Annotated in this window: 20 protein-coding genes; 12 read left to right on the top strand and 8 right to left on the bottom strand. The window is 74.5% G+C overall.

Annotation, left to right across the window (positions count from 1 at the left end; genetic code table 11):
• Positions 1-197: 197 nt before the first annotated feature.
• The 3 genes from AB9M23_RS22370 to AB9M23_RS22360 all read left to right on the top strand — a co-directional run bounded on the left by AB9M23_RS22370 (position 198) and on the right by AB9M23_RS22360 (position 3591).
• Positions 198-395, top strand: a complete 198-nt coding sequence (locus AB9M23_RS22370) for a hypothetical protein (RefSeq protein WP_372426910.1) — start codon at positions 198-200, stop codon at positions 393-395.
• Between the two features lie 201 nt (positions 396-596).
• Complete coding sequence (locus AB9M23_RS22365) at positions 597-1928, top strand: tetratricopeptide repeat protein (RefSeq protein WP_372426909.1); 1332 nt, start codon at positions 597-599, stop codon at positions 1926-1928.
• 40 nt (positions 1929-1968) lie between these two features.
• Positions 1969-3591, top strand: coding sequence for a thiamine pyrophosphate-binding protein (locus AB9M23_RS22360; RefSeq protein ID WP_372426908.1), 1623 nt, complete (start codon positions 1969-1971; stop codon positions 3589-3591).
• A 135-nt stretch (positions 3592-3726) separates the two neighbouring features.
• Here the strand turns inward: AB9M23_RS22360 and AB9M23_RS22355 are convergent, their stop codons facing one another.
• The 4 genes from AB9M23_RS22355 to AB9M23_RS22340 all read right to left on the bottom strand — a co-directional run bounded on the left by AB9M23_RS22355 (position 3727) and on the right by AB9M23_RS22340 (position 5748).
• The gene (locus AB9M23_RS22355; protein WP_372426907.1) at positions 3727-3864 is read right to left on the bottom strand and encodes a hypothetical protein; all 138 of its coding nucleotides are present in this window, start codon (positions 3862-3864) and stop codon (positions 3727-3729) included.
• Positions 3865-3905: 41 nt separating this feature from the next.
• Positions 3906-4421, bottom strand: coding sequence for a hypothetical protein (locus tag AB9M23_RS22350; protein ID WP_372426906.1), 516 nt, complete (start codon positions 4419-4421; stop codon positions 3906-3908).
• Between the two features lie 20 nt (positions 4422-4441).
• Positions 4442-4684 carry a hypothetical protein gene (locus tag AB9M23_RS22345; protein WP_372426905.1) on the bottom strand — a complete coding sequence of 81 codons (243 nt, stop codon included), beginning with the start codon at positions 4682-4684 and terminating at the stop codon, positions 4442-4444.
• Positions 4685-4821: 137 nt separating this feature from the next.
• Positions 4822-5748 carry a DMT family transporter gene (locus AB9M23_RS22340; protein ID WP_372426904.1) on the bottom strand — a complete coding sequence of 309 codons (927 nt, stop codon included), beginning with the start codon at positions 5746-5748 and terminating at the stop codon, positions 4822-4824.
• A gap of 216 nt (positions 5749-5964) precedes the next feature.
• On the opposite strand from AB9M23_RS22340, the gene AB9M23_RS22335 reads away from it, so the two are divergent.
• Complete coding sequence (locus AB9M23_RS22335) at positions 5965-7131, top strand: acetyl-CoA acetyltransferase (RefSeq protein WP_372426903.1); 1167 nt, start codon at positions 5965-5967, stop codon at positions 7129-7131.
• Positions 7132-7186: 55 nt separating this feature from the next.
• On the opposite strand, the gene AB9M23_RS22330 is transcribed toward AB9M23_RS22335, so the two are convergent.
• Both AB9M23_RS22330 and AB9M23_RS22325 read right to left on the bottom strand, forming a co-directional pair.
• Complete coding sequence (locus AB9M23_RS22330; RefSeq protein ID WP_372426901.1) at positions 7187-8062, bottom strand: phasin family protein; 876 nt, start codon at positions 8060-8062, stop codon at positions 7187-7189.
• A gap of 119 nt (positions 8063-8181) precedes the next feature.
• Positions 8182-8637, bottom strand: a complete 456-nt coding sequence (locus AB9M23_RS22325) for a phasin family protein (protein ID WP_372426900.1) — start codon at positions 8635-8637, stop codon at positions 8182-8184.
• A gap of 261 nt (positions 8638-8898) precedes the next feature.
• Between AB9M23_RS22325 and AB9M23_RS22320 the strand changes: the two genes are divergently transcribed.
• A complete protein-coding gene (locus tag AB9M23_RS22320) occupies positions 8899-11958 on the top strand; it encodes a PAS domain-containing sensor histidine kinase (protein WP_372426899.1) in 3060 nt (1019 codons plus the stop codon).
• Between the two features lie 49 nt (positions 11959-12007).
• Here AB9M23_RS22320 and AB9M23_RS22315 read toward each other — a convergent pair whose 3' ends face one another.
• On the bottom strand, positions 12008-12451 hold the full coding sequence (locus tag AB9M23_RS22315; RefSeq protein WP_372426898.1) for a hypothetical protein: 444 nt from the start codon (positions 12449-12451) through the stop codon (positions 12008-12010).
• Positions 12452-12657: 206 nt separating this feature from the next.
• Here AB9M23_RS22315 and metX point away from each other — a divergent pair, with 206 nt between their 5' ends.
• The 3 genes from metX to AB9M23_RS22300 all read left to right on the top strand — a co-directional run bounded on the left by metX (position 12658) and on the right by AB9M23_RS22300 (position 15299).
• Positions 12658-13848 (top strand): homoserine O-acetyltransferase MetX, encoded by a 1191-nt coding sequence (metX, locus tag AB9M23_RS22310; RefSeq protein ID WP_372426897.1) that lies wholly within the window; start codon positions 12658-12660, stop codon positions 13846-13848.
• Positions 13845-14510 carry a methionine biosynthesis protein MetW gene (metW, locus tag AB9M23_RS22305; protein WP_372426895.1) on the top strand — a complete coding sequence of 222 codons (666 nt, stop codon included), beginning with the start codon at positions 13845-13847 and terminating at the stop codon, positions 14508-14510. Before metX ends, metW begins: the two co-directional genes overlap by 4 nt.
• Positions 14511-14609: 99 nt before the next feature.
• Positions 14610-15299 carry a hypothetical protein gene (locus tag AB9M23_RS22300; RefSeq protein WP_372426894.1) on the top strand — a complete coding sequence of 230 codons (690 nt, stop codon included), beginning with the start codon at positions 14610-14612 and terminating at the stop codon, positions 15297-15299.
• Positions 15300-15324: 25 nt separating this feature from the next.
• Here AB9M23_RS22300 and rnhB read toward each other — a convergent pair whose 3' ends face one another.
• On the bottom strand, positions 15325-16011 hold the full coding sequence (gene rnhB, locus AB9M23_RS22295) for a ribonuclease HII (protein WP_372426893.1): 687 nt from the start codon (positions 16009-16011) through the stop codon (positions 15325-15327).
• Between the two features lie 190 nt (positions 16012-16201).
• Between rnhB and AB9M23_RS22290 the strand changes: the two genes are divergently transcribed.
• From AB9M23_RS22290 to ftsZ, 4 genes are all read left to right on the top strand, one after another.
• The gene (locus tag AB9M23_RS22290; RefSeq protein WP_372426892.1) at positions 16202-17122 is read left to right on the top strand and encodes a D-alanine--D-alanine ligase; all 921 of its coding nucleotides are present in this window, start codon (positions 16202-16204) and stop codon (positions 17120-17122) included.
• Positions 17089-18066, top strand: coding sequence for a cell division protein FtsQ/DivIB (locus tag AB9M23_RS22285; RefSeq protein WP_372426890.1), 978 nt, complete (start codon positions 17089-17091; stop codon positions 18064-18066). Before AB9M23_RS22290 ends, AB9M23_RS22285 begins: the two co-directional genes overlap by 34 nt.
• The gene (gene ftsA, locus AB9M23_RS22280; RefSeq protein WP_372426889.1) at positions 18063-19376 is read left to right on the top strand and encodes a cell division protein FtsA; all 1314 of its coding nucleotides are present in this window, start codon (positions 18063-18065) and stop codon (positions 19374-19376) included. The genes AB9M23_RS22285 and ftsA overlap by 4 nt, the downstream gene beginning before the upstream one ends.
• A gap of 112 nt (positions 19377-19488) precedes the next feature.
• The coding region (ftsZ, locus tag AB9M23_RS22275) for a cell division protein FtsZ (RefSeq protein ID WP_372426887.1) at positions 19489-21122 on the top strand (1634 nt) is incomplete at its 3' end.

Genomic DNA, 21122 nt, shown 5'->3' with positions numbered 1-21122 from the left:
AAGAGCTGCCCGATCCGGCAGAACCTCCCTGAGAAGGCCCCGCCGCGTCGGGAGCCGGGGTATACGAGGGTCCGCCGGCCGGGTCAACAGCGCGCACGAAGTTTTTTCACGCCCCGGCGCCGGCGAGGGCACGACCGCGCGAAACGTCTGCGGCCGCTCGCGCGTTCCCCCTCGTATCCATCACGACGGAGGAAGCCATGCCGCGCTGGCGCGTGACGTTCTACAAGACGATCTCGGACGACACCGGGCACGAGCATCGCGCGGTCCAGAAGGAGATCACCGTGCTCGCCGACGACCGGGACGCGGCCGTCGAGGAAGCGGCGCGCCTCTACGTGCTCGCCGAAGGGTGCGACTGGCGCCTGCGCGCGGACGCGGTGGTCGCGGAAGAGAGCTGAGCGGACGAGAGCCGACACGGGAGCCCGCGCCCGGAGACGAACGACCCGCGCGCCCATCCCGCCGTCCCACGCCCGTCTCACGCGCCCGTCTCACGCGAAGGTGAGCCGCCCCGCGCCCTTCGTGATCGCCCCCCTCGTTCACGCCCCCCGCCGGAGGGGCTAGCCTCCCGCCCATCGCATCCGACCCGGCGGGAGTGGCCGATGCTCACCGATCGATACGGCCTGCGCCACGCCTGCGACCACCCCGTCGCCGTCGCGGCCTTCGCGGACGCGACGCGCGCCGTCGCCGCGCATCGGCCGGGCGCCGCGCCGGCGCTGGAGGCCGCGTTGGCGGCGGACGCGGACCTCGTCGCGGGCCGGGCGCTGGAGGGCTTCGCCTGCCTCGTCCTGGCGCGCGCCGAGCTCGTCGCGCCCGCCCGCGCGGCGCTCGGGGCGGCCCGCGCCGCCCTCGCACGCAAGGGGGGCGGGTCGCCGGACGAGGCCGCCCTCGTCGAGGCGCTCGCGATCGCGCTGGACGGCCGCTTCCGGGATGCCGCCGCGCGGCTGGAAGCGGCCGGCGCCGCGCGCGACGGCCTGCTCCTGCCGCTCAAGCTCGCCCAGTCGCTGCGCTTCATGGCGGGCGACCTGCCCGGCATGCTCGCGGGCGCAACGGTCGCGCTCGCGCGCTGGGACGCGGCCGCGCCCGGCTTCGGCTTCGCCCTGGGCTGCCGCGCCTTCGCGCTCGAGGAGGCGGGTCTGCTCGCGCAGGCGGAGGCCGTCGGGCGGCGCGCCGTCGCGGCCGAGCCGGCGGACGCCTGGGGGCTCCACGCCGTCGCGCACGTGATGGAGACGGACGGGCGCGTGCGCGAGGGCGTCGCCTGGATCGAGGCCGCGCGGCCGGCCTGGGGCGGGTGCAACAACTTCGCCTTCCACATCGCCTGGCACCTCGCGCTGCTTCACCTGGAACGCGGCGCGCACGACGCGGTGCTCGCGCTCTACGATCGCGAGGTGCGCCCCTGCCCCAGCGAGGACTTCCGCGACATGGCGAACGCCGTCTCGCTGCTGTGGCGGCTGCGCCAGGAGGGCGTCGCCGTCGGCGACCGCTGGGAGGAGCTGCGCGGCGTGGCGCGGGCGCGCCGGCGCGACGCGACCCTCGTCTTCGCCGCGCTCCATACGCTCCTCGCGCTGCTCGGTGCCGGCGACCGGGCCGGCGCGCGGGAGTGCCTCGCCGCTCTCGAGGATCGGGCGGAGGGCGCGGACGAGCAGGCGCGGGTGCTGCGTCACGTCGGGCTCGAACTCGCCCGCGCGCTCGCCTCGGACGCCCCGCTCCCCGCGGCGCGGCTCGTCCGCATCGCCCGGCGGCTGCCGGCGATCGGCGGGAGCCACGCCCAGCGCGACGTCTTCCTGCGCTCGCTCGCCCTGCGCGCCGCCGGGACGGCGGACCGCGACGGGCTCGACGCCGTGCTGGAGACGCGCCATCGTCTGAGGCGCCCCGACCGCTTCGCGGCCGGTCTCGCGGCGTGCGACCGGCCCGAGCCGGCGCTCGCGACCTGACGGCGACGGACCACACGACCACCCACCGGGAGACCCCGCCATGAGACGCGTCGCCGACACCGTGGCGCTCACGCTGCACGCCCACGGCGTGCGACACGCCTTCGGCATGCCCGGGGGCGAGGTCGTCACCCTCGTCGACGCGCTCGCCGCCGCGGGCGTGCGCTTCCTGCTCGTGCGCGGCGAGAGCGCCGGCGCCATGGCCGCCGCGGGCGTCGGCGTGCTGACGGGCACGCCCGGCGTGCTCGTGACCACGCTGGGGCCGGGCCTCGCCAACGCCGTCAACGGCATCGCGGACGCCGTGCAGGAGCGCGCGCCGCTCCTCGTACTCACCGGCGTGGTCGACCGGGCGATCCGGGCGCTCTACACGCACCAGATCCTCGACCAGGCGGCGCTGCTGCGCCCGCTCGTCAAGGGCTCCTTCGAGGTCGAGCCGAAGAGCGCGCAGGCGACGGTGCGCCGGGCGATCGCGCTCGCCACCACGGCGCCGATGGGCCCCGTCCATCTCGACCTCGCACCGGGCGTCGCCGCGCTCGCGGACCCGGCGCCGGAGGCGGCGATCGATCCGGCGCCGACCCTCGCCCTCCCCGCCCCCGCTCGCGACGACCCGGCGCTCGCGGACCTGCGCGCGCGGCTCGCGGCGGCCGAGCGACCGCTGATCGTCGCCGGCTTCGAGGCGGCGCGCGCGGGCGCCGCGGCCGCGCTCGTCGCCTTCGCGCAGGCCGCCGGGGCGCCGGTGGTGACGACCTACAAGGCCAAGGGGCTGATCGACGAGGCGCACCCGCTCGCGCTGGGCGCAGCCGGGCTCTCGCCGAGGGCGGACGCGGCGCTCCTGCCCCTCGCGCGCGCGTCGGACCTCGTCGTGTGCGTCGGCTACGACCCGATCGAGATGCGCCCGGGCTGGCTCGACCCCTTCGCGGCGGGCGCGCGGGTCGTCGAGATCGGCGCGGCGCCGGTCGACCACGGCATGCACCGGGTGGACGCGCGGATCCTCGGCCCGATCGGGCCGCTGCTCGACGTCCTCGCGGCGGGGCTCCCGACCGGCGCTCGGGGGTGGGGCGCGGCGATCGCGACCGCGCGAGCGGCGATCGCGGACGCCTTCGCCGGCCCGGCGGACGGCGGATTCGGCCCGCACGCGGCGTTCCGCACGCTCGCGGCGGCGCTGCCGGCGGAGGCGACGGTGAGCGTCGATTCCGGCGCGCACCGCATCCTGCTCTCGCAGATGTGGAACGCCCCGCGCCCGCTCGCGCTGGTCCAGTCCGCCGGCTGGTGCACGATGGGTCCGGCGATCCCGCTCGCCATGGCCGCCCGCCTCGCCCGACCGCGGGCACCGGCGATCGCCGTGATCGGCGACGGCGGGCTCGAGATGACCATGGGCGAGCTCGGTACGCTGCGCGACGAGGGGCTGCCGGTGACGGTGGTCGTCCTGCAGGACCGCTCGCTCGCGCTGATCGCGCTGAAGCAGGTCCAGGCGGGGCTGGCGCGCGCCGGCGTCGGCCTCGGCGCGACGGACTACGCCGCCGCGGCGCGGGCCTTCGGCGGGCGCGGGTGGAGCGTGGGCTCGGAGGGGGAGCTGCGCGCGGCGCTGGAGGAGGCGCTCGCGGGGGACGGGTTCGGCGTGATCGCGGTGGCGGTGGGCGAGGAGGGGTATCGGGGGGCGTTCTGAGCCGGCTCGGAACAGCGCCGCGCGCAGCCGTCCGTCGCCCGGACGGGCCCGGGCATGACGAGCGGGTGCGCGGGATGAGCGCGCACGCGGCCGCGCGCGAGCACGACTCGCGCCGCCCGACCGTCGCGGCCGGGTTCAGCCCTTCTTCTTGGGCGGTGTCGTCGAGGCCGCGCCGAGCGACCCCTTGGCGAAGCCGGTCGGCGGCGGGGCGGCCTCCTTCTTCGTCTTGGGCTTGCGCGCTTCCTTGTTGCCGCGCATCTGACTCTTGGCCATCTCGGTGTTCCCTCGTTCTCCGGCCCGCAGAACGCGGCCGGTCATGCGTCCCGATCGTCGCCGGGCGCGGGCGGCGGGCCGGCGTCCCCGGCGGATGGATCATGCAGGCGGTCCGGGTTGCGGTGCGCCGCCATCGACGTGACGACGTCGCCGCCCGCGGGGCGACGCTCGCCCGCCGGCTTCGCGACCCTGCGCCCCGAGCCGCCACGCCCGCTGCGACCGACGGCGCGCTTCTCGCGCGTGTCCGGGGGCGACGCATCGGGTGACGAGCCGCCGAGTCGACCCAGGTCGGTCAGCGTGCGGGCGATCAATCGACGGCGGCTCGGGTGCGAGGCGCTCGCCCCGTCGGCGAAGAGCTCGAGCAGGTAGCGCGCGGTCTCGATCGCGTCCCCGAGCGTCTCGGCGGGGGTCGTGGCGAGCAGGACCTCGAGTTCGGACCGGCTGGCACGCACGGCCGCCTGGTCGGCCTCGATACGCGCGTGCAGACGCCGCAGCTCCGTCGCCCTGCGGCCCGCGGCGCCGCGGTGATGGTCGAGCGAGGTGGGATCGTGGTCCATCGGGCGGGTTCCGACGGCGGTCAGGCGAGGAGCGGCGAGACGCGCCGCTCGATCTCGCTCTCGCGCACCGCACGCACGCCGGAACCCTTCCCCTCCACCCGGTAGGACGGCTCGCCGCGTTCGTCGAACGGCATCAGCCGCGTGATCCGGTAGACACCGGTCTCGCTGGCGCGCGCGCCGGAGAAACGCGTCGCGAAGAGGCGCACCTCCTGGTGGAGCGCGTACCTGTGGGCGGGGCTCGCGCCGCCGCGACGTTCGGACATGAGGGCTCCTGGAGGGAGGGATACGGAGCCGGCGGGGGTGGACATCCACCGCGAGGAGGCCGGTTCGTCACCTCTCACCGACATGCTTAGACCTTTCCCCGGCGAATACAAGAACAATCCGTGACGAGAGCTTGCGATCATTCGCGGGATGCGTGCTTTCGCTCCCGCATCCTGCGCGCCACCGCGCGCTCGCGCAGGAAGATGTACACCCCCGCCGCCACGATGATGCCCGCGCCGAGCATCAGCGCGGGGCGCGGGACGTCGCCGAAGACGAGGAAGCCGAGCACGGCGGCGAAGAACAGAAGCGTGTACTGGTAGGGCACGACGGTCGCCGCGTCCGCGAGCTTGAAGGCCCTGTTGACCGCGACGTGGCCCATCATCGAGAGGATGCCCAGCAGCGCCAGCAGGCCGAGGTCGAGCGCGGTCGGCGCGACCCAGGCGAAGGGCGCGAGCACGAGCCCGGCGAGCCCGGCCCCGGTCGTCTGCCAGAGCACGAGCGTGGTGTCGGGCGTGCCGCGCAGCACCCGCGAGAGCAGCATCATCCCCGCGAAGGCGAGGGAGCCCACGATCGACACCGCGGCCGCCGGCGAGATCGTCGCGCGCGAGGGCTCGAGCGCGATCACCACGCCGACGAAGCCGACGGCGATGGCGCTCCAGCGCCGCCAGCCGACGCGCTCTCCGAGCACCAGCGGCGCGAGCGCCGCGACCCAGATCGGCGCCGCCATCCAGTAGGTCAGCACGTCCGCCAGCGGCAGGGAGGCGACCGCGACGTAGAAGCAGAAGACCTCCAGCGTCGACAGCGCCACCCGCAGCGCCTGCAGGCGCGGGCGCTCCGGACGCAGCAGCGCGCTCGGGCTCGCACGCATCAGGAAGGGGGCGAGGACGACGAGCGCCGCGAGGCTGCGGATCAGGAGAACCTGCCCGGCGGAGTAGGTCGCGACGAGCCACTTGCCGAGCGTGTCGTTCACCGCGAACAGGAACATCGCGAACAGCATCACGAGGATGCCGGCGCGCGCGCCGGGGGTCGTCAGGGCGGAGAGCGTCGAGGCGCGCGGGGCGGGCATGGGGCGGGCGATCCGGTGGCGGGACGAGGCCCCACCTTAGCGCGCGGCGGTGCGTCGGCGCACGGCGTTCGCGGCACACCTGCCCCGCGTGATCGCCGCTGCTCGCCGGCGCCGCGGTCGCCTCTCGCACCCTCTTGCCCCGCGCCGCCCGCGCACGCACATTGGGCGAACGACGCCGCGAGAAGACGCCGCCCCGGATTCCGGAGAGAGGACGCCATGAGAGCCGCCATCGTGGGCTGGGCCCACACGCCGTTCGGCAAGCAGGACGCCGAGACCGTCGAGAGCCTGATCGTGCGCGTCGCCCGCGAGGCGCTCGCCCACGCCGAGATCGGGCCGGAGGACATCGACGAGATCGTGCTCGGCCACTTCAACGCGGGCTTCTCGGCGCAGGACTTCACCGCCGGGCTGGTGCTCCAGGCCTCCGACCTGTTCCGCTTCAAGCCGGCGACGCGCGTCGAGAACGCCTGCGCCACCGGCTCCGCCGCGGTCCAGCAGGCGCTCAAGACGATCGAGGCCGGCCGCGCGCGCCGCGTGCTGGTGGTCGGCGTCGAGCAGATGACCACGACACCGGGGCCGAAGATCGGCGAGAACCTGCTCAAGGCCTCGTACCTGCCCGAGGACGGCGACACGCCGGCGGGTTTCGCGGGCGTCTTCGGCAAGATCGCGGCGGCCTACTTCCAGCGCTGGGGCGACCAGTCGGACGCGCTGGCCGGCATCGCGGCGAAGAACCACGCCAACGGCGTCGACAATCCCTACGCCCAGATGCGCAAGGACCTCGGCTTCGCCTTCTGCCGCGCCGAGAGCGAGAAGAACCCCTTCGTCGCCGGGCCGCTCAAGCGCACGGACTGCTCGCTCGTCTCCGACGGCGCCGCCGCGCTCGTCATCGCCGACATGGACAGCGCCATGACCATGCCCCGCGCGGTGGGCTTCCGGGCCACCGCGCACGCGCAGGACTTCCTGCCGATGTCCAAGCGCGACATCCTGAGGTTCGAGGGCTGCGCGGTCGCCTGGAAGCGTGCGCTCGCCGACGCGGGCGTCACCCTGGACGACCTCTCCTTCGTCGAGACGCACGACTGCTTCACCATCGCCGAGCTGATCGAGTACGAGGCGATGGGTCTCGCGCCCGAAGGCCAGGGCGCCCGCGCCGTCGCCGAGGGCTGGACGCGCAAGGACGGCAAGCTCCCCGTGAACCCGTCGGGCGGGCTCAAGGCCAAGGGCCACCCGATCGGCGCCACGGGCGTGTCGATGCACGCGCTCTCCGCCATGCAGCTCGTGGGCGAGGCCGGCGGCATCCAGGTGAAGGACGCCCGGCTGGGAGGCATCTTCAACATGGGCGGCGCGGCGGTGGCGAACTACGTGTCGGTGCTCGAGCGGGTGCGGTGAGGCGCGTGGGTCGAGGCTCGGCGACGGGGCTCGGTCGACGGAGCGCGGAGCCCCCTCACCTCTTCGTCATCGCCTGCGTGATCGGCCCCGTCGCATCGCCCACGAGCTTCGTCGTCGTGTCCGCGATGGCGCGCAGGTGGGCGCTCGTGGTCTCGTAGGCTTGGCGGGCGCCCGACGTCTGGAGCTTCACCGCCTCCGAGAGCGAGCCCGCGGTCAGCGTCGAGCGCATCAGCGACAGCGTGAGGTCGGTGTTCGCGCGCATCAGGTCGAGAACCTGCGCGTTGAGCGCGGCCATGCCGCGGGAGGTGGCGGCGGCGCTCTCGAAGCAGGCCTGCGCCAGCGTCTCGTTGCTCTCGCGAACCTGCGCGTAGGCGGTGCGCGCGCCGTCGGCGCCGCTCTCGAGCAGGCGACCGTAGGGCTTCACCAGGTCCTCGGCGGCCGGGATCGGGGCGATGCCCACGGCGGAGAACGCATCGTCGCGCGGATCGGGTATCTCGTCGACGGCCGCGGCCGGGGAAACGGTCGCCGAGACGGACGCGGGGGCGCGCGGCGCGAGGGACGGCGCCGGGATGTCGCCCGGCACGCGCGCGGCGGCGAGCGCCGCGGCGGGGGCGGGATCGGCGGGAGCCGCGATCTCGGCGATCTGGGCGATCTCGGCGGCCTCGCTCGCCACCGGCTCGGGGCGCGGCGCGGCGGCGGCCTTGAGGGCGGCGGACTTGAGCGCCGTCGTCTTCGGCGCGGCGGCCCGGCGGGCCGGCTTCGACGCCGGTGCGGCGGGGGCAGCGGCGACGGCGGGCGCGGGGGAAACGGGAGGCTTCGCGGGGACGCGCGCCTTCGCGGGCGCGCCGCGCTGCGGGGACGCGCGGCCCGCGGCCGCCTTCGTCGACGACGCTACCGCGGTCTTCGGCTTGCTCTTGGTCTCGTCGCTCATCGCTCGTTCCTCGTCTGCGCGCGCTCGCACCCCTGATCGATCCCGGCACGGTCGCGCGCGCCGGGATCGGGCTCGGACGGGCCGGCGCTCGTCACGCCGTCCCGGTCACACCGTTCCGGTCACGCCTTCTTGGAGGCACCGCCGGCGGGCGCGGCCTTGCCGGCGTCCTTCGCGGCGGCGGTCGCCGCGTCGCCGGCCTGCTTCATCGCCGCGGAGGCGTCGACGCCGAGCTGGCGCATCTGCTCCTGCATCAGCGTGAACTGGGCCTGCATGAACTCCATCTGGAGCTTCATGGCCTCGGCCGGATCCTTGGCGCGAATCATCTTCTGGGCGTGCTCGAAGCTCGCCTTGAGATTCGCCTCGGCCATGCCGAAGGTCTTCTCGCGCATGTCCTTGGGGTTCATGCCGAGCTGGGCCATGCCCATGCGCTCGGCGGGGGCGTCGAAGCTCTCCATCGCGCGCGCGGCGGCGGTGACGAAGCCCTCCATGGCCATGCGCGCCTGCTCGACGCTGCGCTCGGCCATCTCGCGCATCTCGGCGGGGATCTCGAAGGTGGTGTTACGCTCGTTCGCCATGGCGATCCTCCATCGTTGGGCTTCACCGGCGCCGCGACGGCGGCCCGGCTCGTTGTGCATCGCAACATAACTCTTGTGCGACGCAAAATCAACAGGTGGTCCGCACCGTTAAGGTTGATGCCGGCTTACCGCCGGGGGCGGGGATGCGTTGCGGGCCGTCCTGCGTTAAACGATGGTTAAGTATGCGCCCTCGACCGCGTTCGCGATAGGTCCGGGCTGCCGACGGGGTGTCGAGCGATGGGCGAGGGCGACGAGGCGAGGGTGGACGAGGTGGCGCGCGCGGCGCTCGCGGCCTTCGTCGCGCAGGCGGAGGCGACGAGCCCGTTCGTCACGCGTCCCGTGCTCGCCTGGAGCGCCGATGCCGGGCGAATCCTGCACGCGTCCGACGGCGCGCGCGCGCTCGCAGCGGCGCTCGTCGTCGACGCCCAGGGTACCGTGCGCCCAGACCTCGCCGCGCGTGAACGGCTCGCCGCCCTCGCCGGCGGCCTGGCGCCCGAGGGCGCGCAGCGGCTGGAGCGCCTGCGCTTCCGCCCCGGCCGCCTCGCCGCGCCGACCACGCTCGCCTGCCGGCGCCTCCCGCTGGAGACCGGCGAGAGCGTGCTGCTGACGGCCTTCCTGGACGGTCCGCCCGTCCTCGCACCCTTCGTGCGCGAGCCCGATGCCGCCCCCGTCCCCGAATCGTCCCCGAGCCGCGAGGACGACGGGTCCGGTGCCGACGAGGCGAACGACGTCGCGCCGCCGGATGCCGCCGCGCCCGAGCCGGAGCCGGAGCCTCGGTCGGAGCCCGAACCCGCGCCCGATCCGCTCGCCGAGGCCCGCGCGCGTCTCTCCGGGCGCGGCGCCGTGCGCTTCGTCTGGCGGGCGGACGCCGACGGGCGCGTGCGCGAGGTCTCGCCGGCCCTGGCGGACACGGTCGGCGCCGAGAGCGCGGCGATCGTCGGACGCGGCTTCGCCGAGATCCTGGCCGACGTCGCCCACGACCCCCGCGAGATCGTGGCGGAGCTCGTCGCGCGTGGCGAGACGTTCAGCGGGCGCACGGTGCTGTGGCGCGTGGCGGGGACGCCGGCGGCGGTCGAGATCGATCTCGCCGGCCTGCCTTCGGGCGGGCGCGGCGCGGGAGCGCGCGAGATGCGCGGCTTCGGCCTGATCCGCACGGACGCGCTCGTCCTCTTCCCCGCACGCCCCGAGCCCGTGCCGCAGGGCCGGGACGACGCGGCGCCGGTCGCCGAGCCCGATGTGGCGGAGACGCCGGAGCCCTCCACCGAGGAGACCGGACGCACCGACCTCGCCCTCGACCCCGAGTACTCAGCCGTGCCCGAACCCGCCGCGCTCCTCGACGACGGCCCGGCGCTCGCGCCGCAGGCGCGCTTCGCCGTCGCCGCGGGCGAGCGCTACGAGCCCATGGCCGAGCTCGCCACGCCGGTGGCGCTCGCCTCCATCGGCGCGCCGGCGCAGGGACGGCTGGGCGAGGCCCGGCCCGATCTCCTCGCGGCCGCGCCCTCCGCCCCGCCCTCCGCCCCGCCCTCCGCCGCGCCCTCCGAGCCGCTGGAGGACCTCGCCCCCAGCACGCCGGCGAACGACGTCGACGCCCGCGCGCCCGCCGGCGGCGACGTCCCGCCGCAGCCCCCGAGGCCGGCTTCGGCCGCCACCGCCTCCCTGCGGCTGTCGCCGAGCGAGCATTCCGCCTTCCGCGAGATCGCCCGCGCCCTCGGCGCGCGCTACGCCGGCGACGAGGAGCCGGAGGCCCGCCCGGCCGCCGCCGCGGCCTCCGCCGTCGCGGCGTTCCCCGCCCGTCCCGCCCGCCCGGCGGGCGATCCGCTGGCGGCGGCCGCGCTCGAGCGCATCCCGCTCGGCGTGGTCGTACATCGCGGCGAGGAGACGCTCCACGCCAACCGGCACCTGCTCGATCTCCTCGGCCACGCCGACCTCGACGCCTTCCGCGCCGCCGGCGGCGTCGCCGGCCTGGTGAAGGGCCGGCCCGGCGCGCTGGCGCGGGTCGAGGCGCTCGATCCAGCCCCCCTGGCGCTGGCGGGCGCCGACGGCGCGAGCTTCGCCGCCGAGGTGCGCCTCGCCACGCTCGACCTCGAGGACGGCCCCGCGAGCCTCCTCGTCGTGCGCCGACTGCCCGACGGCGACCCGGTGCACCGCGTGCGCGCGCTGGAGATCGAGGCCGCCCGCCTCGAGGCCGCGCTCGCCGAGCGCGACGCCATCCTCGACACCGCGACCGACGGCGTCGTCGTCGTCGACGGCGAGGGCCGCATCCACGCCCTCAACCGCGCCGCCCAGGCGCTGTTCGGCTACGAGGCGAACGAGATCGCCGGCGAGCCCTTCACCGCCCTGTTCGAGACCGAGAGCCACGCCGCCGCGCTCGACTACCTCGCGAGCCTCGGCCGCGCCGGCGTCGCGAGCCTGCTCGACGGCGGGCGCGAGGTGCTCGGACGCGTGCGCCAGCGCGGCGCCATCCCGCTCTTCATGACGCTCGGGCGCGTCGGCGAGGCGGGGACGCCGGAGGGCGAGGGCCGCGAGCCGGCGCGCTTCTGCGCGGTCCTGCGCGACATGACCGCCTTCAAGCAGGCGGAGAGCGAGCTGCTCGAGGCCAAGCGCGCCGCCGAGGCGGCGAGCGCGCAGAAGTCCGACTTCCTCGCCCGCATCTCCCACGAGGTGCGCACGCCGCTCAACGCCATCATCGGCTTCGCCGAGGTGATGCGCGAGGAGCGCTTCGGCGCGATCGGCAACGAGCGCTACAAGGACTACCTCGCCGACATCCACGCCTCCGGCCAACACGTGCTGAGCCTGATCAACGACCTGCTCGACCTCGCCAAGATCGAGGCGGGGCGCATGGACCTGTCGTTCCGCACGGTGGGACTCAACGAGCTCGTCGGCGCCTGCGTCGCGCTGATGCAGCCGGAGGCCGCGCGCGAGCGCATCGTGATGCGCACGAGCCTCCTCGCCAGGCTGCCGCAGGTGGTCGGCGACGAGCGCTCGCTGCGCCAGATCGTGCTCAACCTCCTCTCCAACGCGGTGCGCTTCACCGATCCCGGCGGCCAGGTCATCGTCTCGACCGCGCTGACCGACCGCGGCGAGATCGCCTTCCGCGTACGCGACACCGGCATCGGCATGTCGCCGAGCGAGGTGGAGGCCGCGCTCGAGCCCTTCCGCCAGCTCGCCACCGCCCGCCGCCCCGGCGGCACCGGCCTCGGCCTGCCGCTGACCAAGGCCCTGGTGGAAGCAAACCGCGGCGCCATGACGATCTCCTCGCGCAAGGGCGAGGGGACGCTGGTGGAGGTGACCTTCCCAGCGACGGTGGGGGTGGGGGCGTAGCCGATGCGCGCCCGTCCTCGCCTCGGAGCCCGGGGTGCCGCCGTGCCGCTCACGGCGCGGGGTCGAGGCGGATGCCGAAGACGTCGCCGCCGTGGGCGCGCATCGTGATCTCGGGCCGCGCGCCGGAGCCGACCCGGACGTCGGCGCCGAGCATCTCGCGGGCGAGATCGAAGCCGGAGCCGCGCCGCACGTAGATGTTCACGCTGCAGACCTGCATGCCGCAGAACTCGCTGCGCCCCGCCATCCCCATGCCGCCGGTGCAGCGCATCCACTCGTGCGAGACGATCAGGTCCTCGAGGCCGTCTCCGTCGAGATCCCGCTCGATGCGTCCCTCGCTCTGCAGCTCGCCGGGCGTGCCGCCGCACGCTTCGGCGATCTCGCGATCGACGACCGCTCGAACCATGTCGGCCCGCGCGGGCTCCGACATCGTGACCGCACCGATCGCGACCAGCAACGAAACGATCGTCTTCGGGGTGACGGGGACGTGGATCATCGAAGGGACCTCCAGCCTGAGGAGAGACTAGGCCGGGACGATCCGTGGTCGCAACCGCGCTCGTGCGTGACGCCCACCCTCCCCATTGCCCAGCCCCCTCCCCCGCATTATGCTCCGTTCGCCTTATCGAACGAATTCGATCGTTCGATCGGCTCATCCCGCAGCCCGGACCCTCGACAGACGCCGCCGAAGGCAGACCGCCGCCCATGACCGCCGCCGCCCCGATTCCCGACTCGACCCTCGCGCGCGAGGCGCGCTCGCAGGCCGACGAGCCGCAGAGCCTCGTCATGCGCTTCTCGGGGGACGAGCCGCTGATGATGGATTGCGGCACGGCGCTCGCGCCCTGGCAGCTCGCGTACCAGACCTACGGCGCGCTGAACGCCGCGCGCTCCAACGCGGTGCTGATCTGCCATGCGCTGACGGGGGACCAGCACGTCGCCAACGTCCACCCGGTCACCGGCAAGCCGGGCTGGTGGTCGAGCTTCGTCGGGCCGGGCCGGCCGATCGACACGGACCGGTTCTTCGTGATCTGCGCCAACGTCATCGGCGGCTGCATGGGCTCGACCGGCCCCGCCTCCACCAACCCGGAGACGGGCGCGCCCTGGGGGCTCGACTTCCCGCTGGTCACGATCCGCGACATGGTCCGCGCGCAGGCGATGCTCGTCGAGAAGCTCGGCATCGACGACCTGTTCTGCGTCGTCGGCGGCTCGATGGGCGGCATGCAGGTGCTCGAATGGGCGGCGCTCTACCCGGATCGCGTCTTCGCGGCGATGCCGATCGCGGCCTCCGCGCGCCATTCGGCGCAGAACATCGCCTTCCACGAGGTCGGCCGCCAGGCGGTGATGGCCGATCCGGACTGGCGCGGCGGGCGCTACCTCGAGGAGGGCGCGCGGCCGCGCAAAGGGCTCGCCGTCGCGCGGATGGGCGCGCACGTCACCTACCTGTCCGAGAGCGCGCTGCACCGCAAGTTCGGCCGGCGCCTGCAGGAGCGCGAGGCGCCGACCTTCTCCTTCGACGCCGACTTCCAGATCGAGAGCTACCTGCGCTACCAGGGCATCACCTTCGTCGAGCGCTTCGACGCCAATTCCTATCTCTACGTCACGCGGGCGATGGACTATTTCGATCTCGCCGACGCGCACGGCGGCAAGCTCGCCGACGCCTTCCGCGGCACGCGCACGCGCTTTTGCGTGATGAGCTTCACCTCCGACTGGCTGTTCCCCACCGAGGAGAGCCGCGCCGTGGTGCGCGCGCTCAACGCGGCGGGGGCGTCGGTCTCCTTCGTCGAGATCGAGAGCGACAAGGGCCACGACGCCTTCCTGCTCGACGAGCCGGACATGTTCGCCGCCGCCAAGGGCTTCGTCGACGGCGCCGCAGCGGCGCGGGGGATCTCGCGATGACCGTGCACCAGCCCGCCCCGCCGCTTCCGGCTCCCGTCGGACCCGCCGGCGCGGGAGCCCAGCCGCGCAAGGACCATCTGCTGCTCGCGGGCATGGTCGCGCCCGGCGCACGCGTGCTCGACGTCGGCTGCGGCGACGGCTCGCTGCTCGCGCTCCTGCGCGACCGCAACGGCGTCGACGGGCGCGGCATCGAGATCGCCCGCGACAACGTGGCCGCGTGCCTGGCGAAGGGCCTCTCCGTCATCCAGGGCGACGCCGACACGGATCTCGCGGACTATCCCGACGACGCGTTCGACTACGTGGTGCTCTCGCAGACGATCCAGGCGACGCGGCATCCGCGGGAAGTGCTCGAGCACATGCTGCGCATCGGCACCCGGGCCATCGTCTCCTTCCCCAATTTCGGGCACTGGCGCGTGCGCGTCGACATCGGGCTGCGCGGGCGCATGCCGGTGAACGAGACGATGCCCTACACCTGGTTCGAGACGCCCAACATCCACTTCTGCACGATCCGCGATTTCGTCGGCCTGTGCGAGCTCGTCGGCGCGCGCATGGAGAAGGCGTGGGCGCTCGACGGGCGCGGCGAGCCGGTGCGCCTGCCGCTGCCGTGGTGGGCCTGGAACATACTGGGCGAGCAGGGTGTGTTCCTGCTCAGCCGGACCTGATTCAGATCGTCATCTTTCGTGATCGAACGCTCGGCGCTCTCGTTCGTTGTCAGGCCGACATCGGAACCCATCCGAAACGGACACACGAGAGGTGATGCCATGCGCACCATGAACTTCGCGAAGCTCACGCCCATCGTGGCGATTCTCGCCCTCGCAGCCTGCGACAACGAGCCCACCACCGCCGAGGCGCCGGTGATCGTCGAGGAGGAGACCGCGATCGTCGAGCAGCAGGCTCCCGCCGTCGAGCAGGAGTCCGCCGCGGTCGACCCGCTCGCGACGCAGCCGGGGACCGACGTGACGGCGATCGAGCCGCGGGCCGGCACGGCGGCGGGGACCGACACGGCAGCCACCGAGATCGAGCCGATCGTCGAGGGCGGCGGCGAGGCCGAGGTCACCGTGATCACGCCGGACGCGGGGTCGCAGACGACCGCCCAGGCGACGGGCACGGGCACCGAGCTCGGCGCCGGCACGACGACGGAGTCGACCGGCGCGATCAGCGCGACGACCGCCACGATGATCGATCCGGGCACCTACACCTCCGACCAGCTCTCGCTGGAGCTCGCCGAGGGCGGCACGTTCACGCTCACGGGGCCGGACGGCAACGCCGTCGAGGGCGACTGGCGGGTGTTCGACGACACGCTGACGCTGACGAACGTCGAGGGCGTCACGGGCGACGCTTCCTTCCCGATGACCTGCACCATCGACGAGGAGGGCGAGGGCTTCCGAATCTCGGCGCAGACGTCGTCCTGCGAGATGCTCGACGGCCAGGTGTTCCAGCCCCAGGGCTGACGAGACCGCGGACGCCGGCGCGTCCTCAGGACGCGCGAAGCAGAGGGAGGCCGGCTCCGTCGCCGGCCTCTTTCGCATGCGCCCGCACGGGCGCGAAACCGCGGCGGTGCGCCGGGCAGGGGCCGTGGGCGGCGAGCGCGGCGAGATGCTCGGGCGTGCCGTAGCCCATGTGGCGCGCGAAGCCGTAGGCCGGGTGAACCGCGTCGAGCCGCCTCATCATCCGGTCGCGCGTCACCTTGGCGACGATCGACGCCGCCGCGATCGCCGCGACGCGGCCGTCCCCGCCGATCACGGCCCGGCCCTCGCAGGACAGGCCCGGCGGCACGTCGCGCCCGTCGACGAGGGCGAGATCCGGCGCGCAGGGCAGCGCGAGCAGCGCACGGCACATGGCGGCGAGCGTCGCGCCGCGGATGTTGCGACGGTCGATCTCGGCGGGCGAGGCGCTCGCGACCGCGACGTGGGCGCGCGCCAGGATCGTCTCGTAGAGGTCCTCGCGCCGCTCGGCGCCGAGCGTCTTCGAATCGGCGAGCCCGCGCGGCACGGGCCCGTGGAAGACCACGGCGGCGCACACGACGGGCCCCGCGAGCGGCCCGCGGCCCGCCTCGTCGATGCCCGCGACGAGGGCTCCCGGCGCCAGCGCGCGCTCGCGGCGCCCGTCGAGGCGGGGCGGGGTCTTTCGCGCGGCAGGGGTCCGGGGGGCGGCGGGGGGCATGGGGCCTCGTGATCGGCCGGCGCGAATCGGCGCCGACGTTCCCCATGCTACCCGCCCCGATTTGCGCGCGCGACCCGCCCGCGCTACCCCGCCCGTCGGCGCATTCGATCGGACGCGTTTACCGCCCGTTCAGCACGAGGCCCGACGCTCTAGCCCGAGGGGGCGTCCGCCGCCGGGAAGGGATGATCTCATGAAGCACGTCGCGGTCCTGATGGGCGGCTCCTCGGCCGAGCGGCCGGTGAGCCTCAGCACCGGGCGCGCCTGCGCCGCCGCACTCGCGGGCGAGGGCTTCCGGGTGACCGAGGTCGACGTGACGCCCGACGTCGCGCACGACCTCGCCGCGCTCGCCCCGGACGTCGCCTTCAACGCGCTGCACGGGCCGATGGGCGAGGACGGGCGCATCCAGGGCCTGCTCGAGTACCTGCGCATCCCCTACACCCATTCCGGCGTGCTCGCCTCGGCGCTGGCGATGCAGAAGGACAAGGCGAAGATCGTCATGGCCGCCGCCGGCGTGCCGGTGGCGACGGGCCTCGTCTGCACCCGCTTCGAGGCGGCGCGGCGTCACGTCCTGCCGCCGCCCTACGTGCTCAAGCCCGTGGCGGAGGGGTCGTCCTTCGGCGTCGTCATCGTGCGCGAGGACAGGTCGCATCCGCCCCAGGAGATCGCCCGGGACGACTGGCCCTACGGCGACGTCCTGCTCGCCGAGGAATACGTCGCCGGGCGCGAACTGACCTGCGCCGTCATGGGAGACCGGGCGCTCGACGTGATCGACATCCGCCCCGCCACGGGGGCGTTCTACGACTACGACGCGAAATACGCCGCCGGCGGCTCGATCCACGTCCTGCCCGCGGACCTTAAACCGAAAATTTACCATCAGGTCCAAGAGTCGGCGTTAACGGCGCATCAAGCTCTCGGCTGCCGAGGGGTGACGAGGACCGACTTTCGCTACGACGACGGCCCCGGCGGGACCGGCAAGCTCGTGGCGCTCGAGGTCAACACCCAGCCCGGCATGACCCCGACGAGCCTCGTGCCCGAGATCGCAGCCCACGCGGGCTACAGCTTCGGTGAGCTTGTACGATGGATGGTGGAGGACGCCTCGCTGAACCGCTGACCGCCGGATCGCCCGGCGGCGCGACGGCGCGCGCCGGGCTCCGCGCGGCCCTGCGGCTCGACGCGCTGGGCTCCGCTCTCTCCGCCGACCTTCCGGCCGCCTTCCGCCGCCGCGGGCCGATGGCCCGCCTCGAGCGCCGCCTGCCACGCTTCGCCGGCACGATGCTGCTCACGGGCTTCTTCGGGGTGACGGCGATCGCCGGCCTCTCCGCGGGCGGGCGGCTCGACGCCTTCTTCGCCCAGAACGGGTCTCCCCGCGACGTGCTCGCCCGGGCGCTCGGCTTCGGCATCGACGCCGTCACCATCTCCGGCATCGCGCGCCTCGACGAGCGCGAGGTGCTCGCCGCCGCGGGGATCGCCCCGCGCGGCTCGCTGCCCTTCCTCGACGCAGGCATCGCCCGCGAGGGGCTCGAGGCGCTGCCCCTCGTCGGCCACGCCTCGGTGCGCAAGCTCTTCCCCAACCAGGTGACGATCGGCATCGAGGAGCGCGAGCCCTACGCCCTGTGGCAGGTCGACGGGCGCGTCTACGTCATCGCGTCGGATGGGCGCGTCATCGACGTCTTCCACGACGATCCGCGCTACCGCGTCCTGCCGCACGTCGTGGGCGAGGGCGCGAACCAGCGGCTCGACGACTACTTCGCCATCGTCGACGCCGCCGGTCCGCTGCGCGCGCGCATCCGCGCCGGCAGCCTCGTCGCCGAGCGGCGCTGGACGCTCACCCTCGACAGCGGCATCGACCTGCGGCTGCCCGAGCGCGACCCCATGGCGGCGCTCGCCCGCTTCGTCGCGCTGGAGCGCGAGCACGCGCTCCTCGACAAGGACATCATCGCCGTGGACCTGCGCATGCCCGATCGAATCGTCGTGCGGCTCACGGAGGAGGCCGCCGCCGCGCGCGCCGAGGAGATGAAGGGCCGCCCGCTGCGCGGCCGGGGGGTGCGCACGTGAGCGCCACCGTCGTCCTCCCCCGCCTCAAGCCGCTCTCCGCCCGCAAGGGCGCGATCCTCTCGGTGCTCGACGTCGGCACCTCGAAGATCGTCTGCCTCGTCGCCCAGTTGCAGCCCTGGGAGGGCGCGGAGGGGCTGACCAACCGCACGCATCTCGCGCGCATCCTCGGCATCGGCCATCATCGCTCGACCGGGCTCAAGGCCGGCGCGATCGTCGACCTCGAGGCCGCCGAGACCGCGATCCGCCACGCGGTGCATGCCGCGGAGCGGATGGCCAAGGTCGAGATCCAGTCCGTCATCGTCAACCTGACGGGCGGGCGGATCGCCTCGCAGCGGCTCTCCTCGAGCGTCGTCGCCCGCGGCACGGTGGGCGACGCCGAGATCCAGCGCGCGCTGCGGCTGGCCACCGCCGGCGGCGTCGGCCAGGGGCGGATCACGCTCCACTCCATCCCCCTCGCCTACACGCTCGACAGCCAGGCCGGCATCGCCGACCCGACGGGCATGCTCGGCGAGAAGCTCTCGATCGACCTGCACGTCGTCGGCGCCCAGGCTGCGGCGGCGCGCAACCTGATGCTCGCCGTCCAGCGCTGCCACCTCGACGTCGAGGCCGTGGTGGCGACGCCCTACGCCGCGGGGCTCTCCGCGCTCTCCGACGACGAGGCCGAGATGGGCGTCGTCGTGGTGGATTGCGGCGGGGGCACCACCTCGGTCGGCGTCTTCGAGGCGGGGCATCTCGTTCACGCGGACGCGCTCGCGGTCGGCGGCCACCACGTCACGATGGACGTGGCGCGTGGGCTCGCGACCAAGCTCTCCGCGGCCGAGCGGCTCAAGACGCTGCACGGCGCCTGCATCGCGTCCGCCGCCGACGAGCGGGACCTGATCCACGTCCCGACCGTCGACGAGGACGAGCGCGCGCTCGCCGCGCACCTGCCGAAATCGCACCTCGTGCGCATCGTGCGGCCGCGGGTCGAGGAGATCCTCGAGCTCGTGCGCGACCGCCTCGGGGATGCGGGCCACGGCCCGCGGCCGGGCCGGCGCATCGTGCTCACGGGCGGCGCGAGCCAGCTCGCGGGGCTGCCGGAGACGGCGCGTCGCATCCTCGAGGGGCCGGTCCGCATCGGCCGTCCGCTCGGGATCAAGGGCCTGCCGGAGGCGGCCAAGGGACCCGCCTTCACGGCGGCGGTGGGGCTCCTCGTCTACCCGCAGGTGGCGCACGCGGAGCGCTTCGACACCCGCGGTGGGCAGACGGGGGGCGCGGAGGGGCAGGGCTACATCTCGCGGGTCGGGCGATGGCTGCGCGAGAGCTTCTGAGATGAACCGGACGCGCCGGCATGACGGGCGCGGGGCACGGTCGGGACACGGAACAGGGGCGGCGCCGAGAGAGCGCCGCGGGACACGGGACAGGGCACGAGAGGGCAAGCCAATGGCTCAGATCAATCTGCAGGCTCCGGACATTCGCGAGCTCAAGCCGCACATCACCGTCTTCGGCGTGGGCGGCGCCGGCGGCAACGCCGTCAACAACATGATCGACTCGGGGCTCCAGGGCGTCGAGTTCGTGGTCGCCAACACCGACGCGCAGGCGCTCGCCTCCTCGCGGGCGAGCCGCATCGTGCAGATGGGCGTCGCCGTCACCGAGGGTCTCGGCGCCGGCTCGCAGCCGGACGTCGGCCGCGCCGCCGCCGAGGAGGTGATCGACGAGATCCGCGATCAGCTCTCGGGCGCGCACATGGTGTTCATCACCGCCGGCATGGGCGGCGGCACCGGCACGGGCGCCGCGCCGGTGATCGCGCGGGCCGCCCGCGAGATGGGCATCCTCACGGTGGGCGTGGTGACCAAGCCCTTCCAGTTCGAGGGCTCGCGGCGCATGAAGCTCGCCGAAGCGGGCATCCAGGAGCTGCAGTCGAACGTCGACACGCTGATCGTCATCCCCAACCAGAACCTCTTCCGCGTCGCCAACGAGCGCACCACCTTCGCCGACGCCTTCGCGATGGCCGACCAGGTGCTCTACTCGGGCGTGGCCTGCATCACCGACCTGATGGTGAAGGAGGGCCTCATCAACCTCGACTTCGCCGACGTGCGCGCGATCATGCGCGGCATGGGCAAGGCGATGATGGGCACGGGCGAGGCGTCCGGCGACAATCGCGCGCTGCAGGCGGCGGAAGCCGCCATCGCCAACCCGCTGCTCGACGACGTCTCGATGAAGGGCGCGCGCGGCCTGCTGATCTCGATCACCGGCGGCCCCGACCTCACGCTCTACGAGGTGGACGAGGCGGCGACCCGCATCCGCGAGGAGGTCGATTCGGAGGCGAACATCATCCTGGGCGCCACCTTCGACGAGACCCTGGAGGGCGTCATCCGCGTGTCGGTGGTCGCCACCGGCATCGACCACGAGCTCGCCGCGGCGGCGCTCGAGGTCTCCGCGACCGAGCAGCGCATCGCCGAGGTGGCCGAGCGCCTGCGCGCCGAGGCCCGCGCCCGCGCCGCCCAGCAGGCGCAGGGGCAGGCCGCGTCGCCCGCGACGACGACCGTCGTGCCCCAGGTGCCCGCGCAGCGCGCCGCCGCGCCGGCCGAGACGGCGGCGCCCGCGCCCGCCCGCCCGGTCGCCGAGGCGCACGCCCAGACGCTCACCCAGACGCACGCTCCCGCGGCCATGACGGAGACGGACGAGGCCGAGGCGCACGTCGAGGCCCCGATGCCGGCCACCGCGCCGGTCGCGCACGCCCACGCCCACGCTCACGCGCCGGTCTCGTCGCAGGCCGCCGCGCCCGCCCCGTCGCCGGCGGTCACCGCCGCCGAGCGTGCCGTCGCCGAGGCCATGGCCGGCCTCGCCGTCGAGCGCGCGCCGGCGCCGCAGCCGCAGCCCGAGGCTGCGCACGACGACATCTTCGTGCCGCCTCAGGCCGAGCGCGTGCATCGCGCGCCGCGCATGCCGCGGGTCGACGAGCTGCCGATGCCGGCGCAGAACCAGCTGCGCGCCCGCGGTCCGCAGCCGGAGGCCGAGCAGAAGCGCGGCCTGCTGCACCGGCTCGCCACCGTCGGCTTCGGCCGCCGGGAGGA

Source organism: Salinarimonas chemoclinalis (assembly GCF_041514305.1).
In the GTDB taxonomy this organism is placed as follows: Bacteria; Pseudomonadota; Alphaproteobacteria; order Rhizobiales; family Beijerinckiaceae; genus Salinarimonas; species Salinarimonas chemoclinalis.
This window is presented reverse-complemented; position numbering and strand designations above follow the sequence as displayed.

Excerpts from the sequence above, each read along its gene's own strand:
- AB9M23_RS22315 (WP_372426898.1), bottom strand. The coding sequence starts at position 12,451 with ATGATCCACGTCCCCGTCACCCCGAAGACGATCGTTTCGTTGCTGGTC.
- AB9M23_RS22300 (WP_372426894.1), top strand. The coding sequence starts at position 14,610 with ATGCGCACCATGAACTTCGCGAAGCTCACGCCCATCGTGGCGATTCTC.
- metW (WP_372426895.1), top strand. The coding sequence starts at position 13,845 with ATGACCGTGCACCAGCCCGCCCCGCCGCTTCCGGCTCCCGTCGGACCC.
- AB9M23_RS22345 (WP_372426905.1), bottom strand. The coding sequence starts at position 4,684 with ATGTCCGAACGTCGCGGCGGCGCGAGCCCCGCCCACAGGTACGCGCTC.
- AB9M23_RS22360 (WP_372426908.1), top strand. The coding sequence starts at position 1,969 with ATGAGACGCGTCGCCGACACCGTGGCGCTCACGCTGCACGCCCACGGC.
- AB9M23_RS22350 (WP_372426906.1), bottom strand. The coding sequence starts at position 4,421 with ATGGACCACGATCCCACCTCGCTCGACCATCACCGCGGCGCCGCGGGC.
- AB9M23_RS22340 (WP_372426904.1), bottom strand. The coding sequence starts at position 5,748 with ATGCCCGCCCCGCGCGCCTCGACGCTCTCCGCCCTGACGACCCCCGGC.
- AB9M23_RS22330 (WP_372426901.1), bottom strand. The coding sequence starts at position 8,062 with ATGAGCGACGAGACCAAGAGCAAGCCGAAGACCGCGGTAGCGTCGTCG.
- rnhB (WP_372426893.1), bottom strand. The coding sequence starts at position 16,011 with ATGCCCCCCGCCGCCCCCCGGACCCCTGCCGCGCGAAAGACCCCGCCC.
- AB9M23_RS22325 (WP_372426900.1), bottom strand. The coding sequence starts at position 8,637 with ATGGCGAACGAGCGTAACACCACCTTCGAGATCCCCGCCGAGATGCGC.
- AB9M23_RS22290 (WP_372426892.1), top strand. The coding sequence starts at position 16,202 with ATGAAGCACGTCGCGGTCCTGATGGGCGGCTCCTCGGCCGAGCGGCCG.
- AB9M23_RS22365 (WP_372426909.1), top strand. The coding sequence starts at position 597 with ATGCTCACCGATCGATACGGCCTGCGCCACGCCTGCGACCACCCCGTC.
- metX (WP_372426897.1), top strand. The coding sequence starts at position 12,658 with ATGACCGCCGCCGCCCCGATTCCCGACTCGACCCTCGCGCGCGAGGCG.
- AB9M23_RS22355 (WP_372426907.1), bottom strand. The coding sequence starts at position 3,864 with ATGGCCAAGAGTCAGATGCGCGGCAACAAGGAAGCGCGCAAGCCCAAG.
- AB9M23_RS22335 (WP_372426903.1), top strand. The coding sequence starts at position 5,965 with ATGAGAGCCGCCATCGTGGGCTGGGCCCACACGCCGTTCGGCAAGCAG.
- AB9M23_RS22370 (WP_372426910.1), top strand. The coding sequence starts at position 198 with ATGCCGCGCTGGCGCGTGACGTTCTACAAGACGATCTCGGACGACACC.
- AB9M23_RS22285 (WP_372426890.1), top strand. The coding sequence starts at position 17,089 with ATGGATGGTGGAGGACGCCTCGCTGAACCGCTGACCGCCGGATCGCCC.